The sequence below is a fragment of the Mycobacterium sp. genome (assembly GCF_052144515.1).
Classification (GTDB): domain Bacteria; phylum Actinomycetota; class Actinomycetes; order Mycobacteriales; family Mycobacteriaceae; genus Mycobacterium.
On sequence record NZ_JBKQQD010000166.1, the window covers coordinates 1 to 9,193 of the forward strand.

11 protein-coding genes are annotated in these 9,193 nt (G+C 61.3%); 8 read left to right on the plus strand and 3 right to left on the minus strand.

Features of this window, described 5'->3' with window-relative positions:
- Positions 1 to 551: 551 nt before the first annotated feature.
- The 7 genes from ACLP9N_RS11305 (at position 552) to ACLP9N_RS11335 (ending at position 4,754) form a co-directional block, all read left to right on the plus strand.
- Positions 552 to 764: a hypothetical protein gene (locus ACLP9N_RS11305; RefSeq protein WP_442407496.1), complete on the plus strand. Its 213-nt coding sequence runs from the start codon at positions 552 to 554 to the stop codon at positions 762 to 764.
- Positions 761 to 1,249, plus strand: a complete 489-nt coding sequence (locus tag ACLP9N_RS11310; protein WP_442407497.1) for a phage terminase small subunit — start codon at positions 761 to 763, stop codon at positions 1,247 to 1,249. Before ACLP9N_RS11305 ends, ACLP9N_RS11310 begins: the two co-directional genes overlap by 4 nt.
- A gap of 155 nt (positions 1,250 to 1,404) precedes the next feature.
- Positions 1,405 to 2,736, plus strand: coding sequence for a terminase TerL endonuclease subunit (locus tag ACLP9N_RS11315; protein WP_442407498.1), 1,332 nt, complete (start codon positions 1,405 to 1,407; stop codon positions 2,734 to 2,736).
- Between the two features lie 90 nt (positions 2,737 to 2,826).
- A complete protein-coding gene (locus tag ACLP9N_RS11320; RefSeq protein ID WP_442407499.1) occupies positions 2,827 to 3,168 on the plus strand; it encodes a hypothetical protein in 342 nt (113 codons plus the stop codon).
- A 1-nt stretch (position 3,169) separates the two neighbouring features.
- On the plus strand, positions 3,170 to 3,949 hold the full coding sequence (locus tag ACLP9N_RS11325; RefSeq protein ID WP_442407500.1) for a hypothetical protein: 780 nt from the start codon (positions 3,170 to 3,172) through the stop codon (positions 3,947 to 3,949).
- Positions 3,950 to 4,032: 83 nt separating this feature from the next.
- A complete protein-coding gene (locus tag ACLP9N_RS11330) occupies positions 4,033 to 4,425 on the plus strand; it encodes a YidH family protein (protein WP_442407501.1) in 393 nt (130 codons plus the stop codon).
- A complete protein-coding gene (locus ACLP9N_RS11335; protein ID WP_442378127.1) occupies positions 4,422 to 4,754 on the plus strand; it encodes a DUF202 domain-containing protein in 333 nt (110 codons plus the stop codon). Before ACLP9N_RS11330 ends, ACLP9N_RS11335 begins: the two co-directional genes overlap by 4 nt.
- 306 nt (positions 4,755 to 5,060) lie before the next feature.
- Here the strand turns inward: ACLP9N_RS11335 and ACLP9N_RS11340 are convergent, their stop codons facing one another.
- Positions 5,061 to 5,987: a restriction endonuclease gene (locus ACLP9N_RS11340; RefSeq protein WP_442407502.1), complete on the minus strand. Its 927-nt coding sequence runs from the start codon at positions 5,985 to 5,987 to the stop codon at positions 5,061 to 5,063.
- A gap of 229 nt (positions 5,988 to 6,216) precedes the next feature.
- Between ACLP9N_RS11340 and ACLP9N_RS11345 the strand changes: the two genes are divergently transcribed.
- A complete protein-coding gene (locus ACLP9N_RS11345; RefSeq protein ID WP_442375723.1) occupies positions 6,217 to 6,963 on the plus strand; it encodes a DUF5131 family protein in 747 nt (248 codons plus the stop codon).
- Here the strand turns inward: ACLP9N_RS11345 and tcmP are convergent.
- A complete protein-coding gene (gene tcmP / locus ACLP9N_RS11350; protein ID WP_442375724.1) occupies positions 6,960 to 7,994 on the minus strand; it encodes a three-Cys-motif partner protein TcmP in 1,035 nt (344 codons plus the stop codon). The genes ACLP9N_RS11345 and tcmP overlap by 4 nt on opposite strands.
- 918 nt (positions 7,995 to 8,912) lie before the next feature.
- The coding region (locus ACLP9N_RS11355) for a hypothetical protein (protein ID WP_442407503.1) at positions 8,913 to 9,193 on the minus strand (281 nt) is incomplete at its 5' end.

The following is a 9,193-nucleotide window of genomic DNA, read 5'->3' on the forward strand; positions in this document are numbered from 1 at the left end:
GCGGCATAGAGCCGATTGGCCTTATTGCTGGGGCTGAGGCAATCACCGGCTTGATCCGCTGCGTGCAACCCATAGGTCGAACGCCTAGCCCCCGGCATAACAGAACCTCACCTCAAGATGGTCTTAAGGGTTCATTATGGGTGTATGTTCTGGAATGCCTTGCCGCACAAGCTCTCTCGGTATGCATGTCAGCCATGCCAGCCACCATTGGCGCGGCATTCCATGGCGCTGACCTGCATCGATGGCAGAACCCCCCTTTTTTGAGCGCAAACCCTCCGCTGGACTGCACGGCATCAAGTTTCGGCCGCCGACGGGTTCCGGCGTAAAAGGCCCCGGATTTTATTTTGCTTCGCTTGGGCCCGAAACGGTTGTCGCGCAGTGGCTTTGGTATTTTGAAACGTGTTGGAATAAGCCATATTTGGATCGTATCGGGGCCTATCGGGACCTGGCCTGGACATGCCGGGACCTGCCGCGCTCTTTGGTGACGAAATCTCCCCGATCAGCGGATTTGGCTACGACAACGGGCGTTGTCACCGGGTTAGACTTGACGCATGATGCCTAAGTTCGCGGTGCCGCCAAGTGCGTTCTGCCGCGGCGGCCGCGGCGAGGCATGCGGGCGGCACACCTTCGACGACGACACCGCTCGGTGGATGGTCGTCCCCGTCGACGACGGTGACCGGTACTGGTGTGAGGAATGCTGGTGCAAGCGTGACCCCGCCGACCGCGAGCCCGACGCCGGGCTGTGGGTTAGGCCGTTGTGGTGAGCCCCGGTCCAGCACCCAAGCCGGCGGGCAAGAGGATAAGGAAAACGACACGATCGCTCGGGGTGGTATCCGTCGCGGGCAAAAGGGCACCGCGGATGCCGGCCGGCCTGTCCGCGGAAGTGCAAGCCGCCTGGCAAGCGTTCTGGACCAGCCCTGTGTCCGGGGCGATGACACCGGCCGACACGGTGGTGGCGATCCGTTGGGCCAAGAATTCCGCCCGCCGCCTAAAACTCATCGCCGAAGCAGACCGCGAGCCGCTGGTTTCGGGTTCGCAAGGTCAGTCGCGGCCCAACCCGTTGTACCGTCTCGCGATGCTGTTAGAGGCATCAATCCGCGCGGATGAACAACAGATGGGCGTGGGACCGCTCAACCGGCTGCGGCTGGGGTTGGCACTGTCCGAGTCCAGCCGATCGCTGGCCGACTTGAATATCGAGGTGCAGGAAAGTGACGACCCGCGCGCCGCGCTTACTGTCGTGGCCGACTGACGTCCCTGTGCCGCTGTCGGCGCCGGCCTTGACCGACGCGAAAAGCGAAGGGCCGGGCGGTAATCTCGTGGATTGAGCAGCATTGTGTTTACGGGGTTGGCGACCATTGGGGCGAACGAGTACAACTGGAGCTATTCGAGAAGCTATTCCTCGTAATGCTTTTTGAACTGCTGCCCAACGGCCGGCGCCGTTACCGCCGCGCATTGTTGACCGTTCCAAAAGGATGCGGCAAAACCAGCCTCGCGGCGTGGATCGGGCTATACATGTTGGCCACCCAACCCAGCGCCGTCGTCCCGGTGGTAGCCGCGTCCTACGACCAGGCGAACTTGGTGTTCAACGACATGAGAACGTGCGTGTCCGAGTCGCCGACGCTGCGCCGAGTGATGACCGGGTTTGAGCCTGAAATACAGGTGGACGACAGCCCGTCGCGGGCGTTCAAAGTTCCTGCTGTTGCCGGCGTTAATGACGGTATGCGGCCGTCCACGGCCATCTTCGACGAGATCCACGAGTTCATCACCCCCAACCAGACGCGGACGCATCTGGTGATCGGTAACGGCTGCACGAAGCGGGCCGGGTCGCTGCAACTCAATGTCACGACGCCGGGTTGGGACCCGGACTCGTTGGCCGGGAAGCTTCATACCCACGGGCTGAAAGTGAACGCCGGCGAGGTCGTCGACGACGAGTTCCTTTTTGTCTGGTGGGGCTGCCCGGCCGATCGCTACGACCTGACCACCGAGGAGGGTCTGCACGCCGCGATCAGGGACGCCAGCCCGGCCGCCGACAAGTTCCTCAACGTCGCCGACGTCGCTGCCCGATATCACCAGGTCCCGGAGAATGAGTTTTTGCGGTATCACTGCGCGCAATGGGTCGCTGCCGAGACGGCCTGGCTGCCGGCCGGGGTGTGGGACAGCCTCGCTGACCCGGGCGTAAGCATCCGCGACGGCGACGAGGTTTGTATCGGGTTCGACGGGAGTCGTAATAACGACTCCACCGCGATCGTCGCCGCGACGTGCGGACCGATCCCGCACATTGAAATTGTGCAGCTGTGGGAACGTCCCGAACATGCCACCGACGACTGGTCGGTGCCGATCCTCGAGGTGGAGGACGTCATCCGCGCGGCGTGTCGTCGGTGGCGAGTTCGGGAGATTGTCGCCGACCCGTGGGGCTGGCAGCGGTCCCTGCAAATCCTTGAGGGGGAGGGGGTGACCGTAGTGTCGTTCCCACAAACCGCTCAGCGGATGGGGCCGGCCACCACCCGGTTTCAGGTGGCCGCGATGAACCACGGGCTCACCCACAACGGGGATCCGCGGTTGGCCCGACACATTGCGAACGCCTTACTCAAGGTTGACCCGCGCGGCCAGCGGATCGTCAAAGAAACGACCTACAGCCGGCGGAAGGTTGACGCGGCCGTCGCGGCGTGCATGGTGTTCGATCGGGCCGCCCAACCGGTCGAGCCGGAATATAATATTTTGGAAAGCGTATGGTAGTCAACAACATTGATAGGATCAGTCCAATATGAGGAGGTGTGACAGGTGGCCCAAATCAGCGCAATTGACCGTCAACGCATCCTGACGTTAATGACGCGCGAAGTTGAAACCAACGGTCTGCTGGACAAAGCCGATCGCGACGAACTCACGGCGCTGCAAAAATTGGCGGGTTTAGCATCGACTGCCCCGATCGAATTGGTGCGCCGCTGGGCGGCTGGACTCCTGGGGGCAACCCTCCCAAACAGCATGCAGCGCAGCCCATCACAACGCAGCATGGACCACCACCAACGACAATTGGAATTGGCCGCGATGCGGTACCCGCGCCCGCTATCCGGGCGGCAAGCGATCGTCGCGCTGTGGCGTGAGCGGATGGATTGGGACCTAACACCCCGCCAAGCTGCTTTGCAGCGGATGAAAGAACGGTGGACGTGACATGACCACCGTCCCGCTGCCCGATACCCGCCAGGCCGCTATCAGTCTCGTCGTCGCGGCGATCCGCGGCGACGACGATGCGGTCAGGTTTGCACTCGACATGTGCGACGCCGACGAGTTCGTGCCGATGTTTCATGCGAGCCTGGCCTTGCTGCGTGCTTTGGCTTCACGGTTGCGAAGCGCGGAAGGGTTGATGGCTGTCGATGTCAAGCTGGCCGAGATTTCCCGCGAACACCGCAACCGCGATACCTGCCTCGCCGCACAGTTGATCTTGGGCCACGCCCGAACCTGCTATCCGCCCATTGAAACCATCACGGCCGCGGAGACATTCGACAATTTCTACAGCATCGGTGCGTCCACCTTTAACGACGCCTGCTGCCGGGCCCATTATGGGATCATCGATGTGTTTATGGTGGCGCTGGCAATGTGGCGCTCACTGCTACCGGAAGTCGTCACTGCGGCGGGCCCGTGCATGGTGGGCAACGTCGCAGCGCAGCTGTGGGGCATTCGCGCCGAGCCCGCCCCACCAGAACCGATCCGAAACCTTGACGGGAGAACCGCTTTGACAATCGAAAATCGCGACGTGGAATGCCGCGCCAGCACTGACATGACACCACCACCACCACCACCGCCGACCCTGCCGCCTGGGGCGCCCCGCGCTCGGGGGGAGGTTGGCCCCGGCGGGATACCAGCGCGGCCGATCCTGCCGCCCGGTGTCCCGTTGTCCCGGGTTTCGCTTAGGGGTTTAGCGGAGCTGCGGCGGCGCGCCGCGGAGGAGTAGGTCAGCCGCTGGACGCGTCGTTGAACCCGATATGGAAAGGTGTGCTGAGGGGCGGCACGGCTCTCGTATCTGAGGTGTGTTCTGTGGCAAGTGATAACGACAACAGCCCCGGCGAGCCCGACCGCGACGGCGCTGCGCAGGTCGAACCGGACTATCGGTTCACCCTCGCCAACGAGCGGACTTTCCTGGCTTGGGTCCGCACCGCGCTTGGCCTGCTGGCCGCGGCGGTTGCGGTCGTCCAACTCGTTCCGGGGCTGGTGATCCCCGGAATGCGGCATATCTTCGGGGCATTGCTCGCGCTGCTGGCAATCCTCACCGCCGCCGCGGGGTTGCGTCGATGGCAGCAGGTCGATCGCGCCATGCGCCGCGGCCTGCCCTTACCCCGCCAACGCGTACCTATCTACCTGGGAGTGGGCCTAGCCGTGCTCGGTGTTCTCACCCTGGGGCTGGTCTTCCTCAAGGCGGTGACCGGTTGACCAACCTCGAGGCCGGTAACCCATCGGAGGCCGGGCTACCGGCCGAACGAACCTCGCTGGCCTGGACTCGCACCTCGTTCGTGGTCTTGGCCAACGGCGTAATTCTGATGGTGAAGAATGTTCACACCTCCAACGGACCGGTCCGGTTGGTCCTGGCCGGCCTGGCTGCCGCCCTGGCGCTCACCACGTACCTGATCGGTAGACGACGCCAGCAGACGCTCAGCCAGCATCCACTCCCAAAACGAATCACGCCCAGCCGCGAGGTATATCTGGTCGGTATCTCGGTGATCGTGCTCATCCTCCTCATAGCGTTCGCGCTGCCCGTTTGACCGGATTGCGTTTCGATTGGCGTACCGGGGCGCTTCTAGTCCTGCATCCGAAGCGCGCGTCAAAGCGCAACATTGGCTTGTCGCGGTCGATGCCCAAGACCTGGCCGACCGACGCCCGGCGCAACTGTCCGGGGGCCAGGCGCGGCGTGTCCGGGAGCCCTGCGGCCGTCAGCGGCCAGCGGGCCCGGGTTGCCGCGACCAACAGCGGGCAGCCCGGCTGGTGGCGGACGATCGTCATGTCGGCGCCGGTTATCGGCTCAGGTGCCGCGTTGCAGCTCGGGCAGCGAAACATTCGTCGGGGTCTGGCTATTCTTCGAAGGCGTCCTCGTCGATCTGCTTCAAGTCGAAGGTCTCCCGTACCTGAATGCCGACGTTGTACCGGACCATCAGCTTGGTCAACTCTTTACCGTCGATGAGCCGTAAACGCATGGCGACGTTCTCTGCGAACTGCAAGGCACCGGGAGAGAACCGACCGGTCGTTACGAATACGCCCCGACTCGTCTGGGCACCCTGCAATGCTCCGACAAAGGCTTGAATGTCCGGACGTTGCACCGTCTTGTCTTTGTCGTACCGTTTCGCCTGAACACCAACGAGATCGAGACCGAGAGCATCCTGACGGACTATCCCATCTAGCCCACTGTCTCCTGGCTTACCGGTGTGTTCGGCGAGCGACTCCCGACCGCCGTACCCCATCGCTTGGAGCAGCTTCAACGACAGTGCTTCTAGGAACGTCGGTGGCTGGGCCAAGATTCTGTCAAGCAATTCGGCTGCCAGTGTGTCGTACGAGTCTTCCACGATTGCATTTACTGCCTCGCTGGGTGACAGTTCGTCAGAGACAACACTCACCGATTCTTCAATGTGCTTGTTGCTCTTGCGAGTTCGGAACTCCTGGTATTCGGGAAACTGTTGCAGGACGTGCAAGTCCACCCGGCCGGGATGCTCTTCCAACACCTTCCTGCCGCGTTCGGACAACAGATAGCGTCCGCGCTCTGGCCGTGTGAGAAGTCCAGCTTGCGACATATGCGTTATCGCCCACGCGACCCTGTTGGTATAGAGCGCCTGCTTGCCGCTGGGCAGCATCACTAGCCGATCCTCATCGGAGATATTCAGGGCGGTCGCGACTTTGTCCCGGATCTGTGCGGTCGATCGCGGTTCATCTCCCTCAATTGCCACCAGGACGGGGCGCATCATCGTCTGGAAGTCGGGTATCGCCATGAGGTTGACAGTAGCCATTGGCTGCCAGTGGCTGGCGATGGCCTCGCTAGTGGGTGTCTTTGGTCGTGGCCGGACAGGGTGGGGCTGAATAACCCGCTACAGGCCATTTCAGCGACATGCAGAAGGGACTTCAACCAGACTTGTCGGTGGGCCCACTAGCATTACGTGAGAGGCGAATTACACGCTTGAAATTTGTTTCTGCCAGATGTGGGCAGCGCGGACAAGCATCACGGAGGGAGTCAACAGGGTGGCCGACCGGTCGGCGATCGAGTGGACAGAGGCTACTTGGAACCCTGTCACGGGGTGTGACCGGGTGTCGCCGGGCTGCGATCATTGCTACGCAATGACATTGGCGAAGCGCCTAAAGGCGATGGGCTCGGAGAAGTACCAAAATGATGGCGACCCAAGGACTTCCGGTCCGGGCTTCGGAGTCACAATGCATCCGCAGACGCTTGACGAGCCGTTCCGGTGGCGTAACCCCCGTATTGTCTTTGTGAATTCGATGGCGGACCTGTTCCACGCGAAAGTGACGTTGCCGTTCATCCGCGAGGTTTTTGAGGTGATGCGGGCGACTCCGCAACACACCTACCAGGTCCTCACTAAACGTAGCCTCCGATTGCGCCGTTTGGCTGAAAAACTGGACTGGCCAAGCAACGTGTGGATGGGCGTATCTGTGGAAAACGCTGACGCATTGTCGCGTGTCGATCACCTACGTGACGTTCCGGCAGCTGTGCGGTTCCTTTCTTGCGAGCCGCTCCTCGGGCCGCTCGACGGCATCAATCTAGCCGGGATTGATTGGGTCATTGCCGGCGGTGAGTCGGGTCCGAACTACCGCCCGATGCACATCAGCTGGGCGCGTGCTATCCGCGACGCATGCAACGACTCCGAGGTCGCATTTTTCTTCAAGCAGTGGGGCGGCAGAACACCAAAAACGTTAGGGCGTGAGCTCGACGGTCGCCGTTGGGACGAAATGCCCGCAGGTGCAAGCGCTTAATGGCCAATGTCCTCGTCGTAACCATAGAAGAATGGCGGTTGCGGGGGGCCGAGCAACTCGAAATCTGAAGTGTCCTTGCTGGGAGTACCTAAAGCTTCATCTGCTGTCAGATCAAACAAACTGTCCTGGCCGAGCTGAGCACTGGCGGCGGCTTCCCGTTCAAGCACATCACGCGCTTTGCGCAATCTGACCATGCGCTCCAGCGCACCTTTTGATGACTTGAAGATGTGACTGATGATCTTCGCTCCAACGGGATGATCCGTCGCGAAGATTACGGTATAGAGACCGCCCCCGTGCTCGTTGTAGAACTCAAGCGGAATAGTCGTCTCGTAGCCGAGATCGTTCTCTAATCGCCACCGCATCAGGTTGACAAGCTCGTCCTTGAAGCCCTTGCCGGACAACAACTTGTCCCGACGCGCCTGGAGGAGGTAACGCCACTCAGCCGTCCCGTACATTGCATCGACTTTCAGGGCGGCGGCCTCGGCCTCATCGGGCTTCTGTGATCCCAGCGCGCGCGGAATGAAGGCGTCGCCAAAGTACAGCCATAGCTCGACCTTTCGGCGCGGCCGGCCTGGAGCCGACACTAGGCGGTGTTGCGCTAGTGCCTGGAGCGTCGTCCAGTGGATCTCTGCCCAGTACTGGTCGATCATCGCGAATGTGGGTTTACGTCTCCAGTAGGGATCCATCGATTGCAAGATGCTCGGTGCTGTCGCATTGCAGTCGCCGGGAACGACTGTCACATCACGACCGGGAAAGGCGGCGCGAAGCTTATCCTCCAGAGTCTTGGCCGTTCGGGGCTGCTTTTCAAATCCAACGACCTTGCTGAACTCGGGCTCAACGCTTAGTGCCCGGTACGGCGATCCCATGATCGGTGCACCAGTCAAGCGGTCTTTGTTCTTAAACGCTCCGGCGAATAGGTCGAGGTAAACGGTGCCTCGGGCAGTTTGCGATGCTTTCGTAAATGCTGCGAGGTAGTCCTCTAGAGCATCTAGCTTGATTCGCGACCATGGTCCCCACCCCCGCCCTGCCAACTTGTTTCTCCTCGCTCAGCCTCAAGCCAAGTTGCTCGTAGCCATCAGTCGAGCGTAGATCGGCAAGCCGACGCCTTAGGTTCCCGAGCGCTGGGCGTGTCACCTGAGCCGAAGAAGTGCATAACTTAAAACAGTCTTCGGCGTCTAACACGATGTGCTGGCGTCCGTGCTACTTGCGTTTACTGATGATGCCGATGATGACCGGCAAGATGAACGTAGGCCCAGTTGATGGCCCAGCCGTGACCGATCGCGATAAGCACTAGGCCGAGGATGAAAACGATATGACCCAGAAGTGGACGGTCCTCGCCTAGCCGTTTCCCCCACACCGAGCCAGCAGCGCCAGCCGGACCTATCAGGAACCACCAAAAGGGGTGTCGCCTGAGGAAGCTCAACGAGCTGGAGTCGTCCGCCATTTCTGTTGCCGCTCCTCTTACATCGCCCGTTGTTCAGTTTAGAGTCCACAACCAAAACAGTCATCGGCGTGCAGCACGATGCGCTGCTCCCCGGAGGCCAGCCGTTTGGTCTCCCCCCAGCCACAGCGGCCCGGCCCGCCGCGTCGAAGATCGTCAAATAGTGGTGGACGCCCGGACCGGCAAGCTGGTGGCCGGCGACAAGCGCAGTGGCTACGGTTTGACGCTCGAGGACGTGGCCAAGAGGTTGGGCAAATGAGCGAACCGTGGGCACATTTTGGGCACACTTGGGCACAAACCAAGGCAACCCCAGCGAATAACATTGAATGTTATTTCGCAGGTCAACCGGCCTATCGCACCAACGCCGCAGGTACAGACTGGGCACGATTCGCCTTTGCAAGGCAGAAGTCAGGGGTTCGAATCCCCTAGGCTCCACAAGCTAAATCCGCAGTTCAGGCGGTGCTTCGACTAAGCAGGGCCGATGCCGAATCGGTGCCATTGACCGCGTCTAGGGGCTGTTGGGCGGCGGTGGACCACTCACCGTCAGTGGAAGCGATACCGCTCCCGCCGCGCCGCTCATGGCAACGATCCAGCGACCATTCAAATTCAAGGTTAGTCGGAACTGGAAGCATGCAAAACCCGCATCCGCGTTCCTTAGATTCGCGGGCAACTCGCGGTGCATATGCAGGGGTTCACCACCGTTGGGTGGCGAGACCTCTATAACAACCAGGCGATCTGTACTGCCGGTGTCGTTGTCCGCTTGCGTCAACACCACGATGTCAAACTGCG

Bases quoted from the DNA above. Each gene is read 5' to 3' on its own strand.
- ACLP9N_RS11305 (WP_442407496.1), top strand. From the start codon at position 552: ATGATGCCTAAGTTCGCGGTGCCGCCAAGTGCGTTCTGCCGCGGCGGC.
- ACLP9N_RS11325 (WP_442407500.1), top strand. From the start codon at position 3,170: ATGACCACCGTCCCGCTGCCCGATACCCGCCAGGCCGCTATCAGTCTC.
- ACLP9N_RS11340 (WP_442407502.1), bottom strand. From the start codon at position 5,987: ATGGCTACTGTCAACCTCATGGCGATACCCGACTTCCAGACGATGATG.
- ACLP9N_RS11320 (WP_442407499.1), top strand. From the start codon at position 2,827: ATGACGCGCGAAGTTGAAACCAACGGTCTGCTGGACAAAGCCGATCGC.
- ACLP9N_RS11315 (WP_442407498.1), top strand. From the start codon at position 1,405: ATGCTTTTTGAACTGCTGCCCAACGGCCGGCGCCGTTACCGCCGCGCA.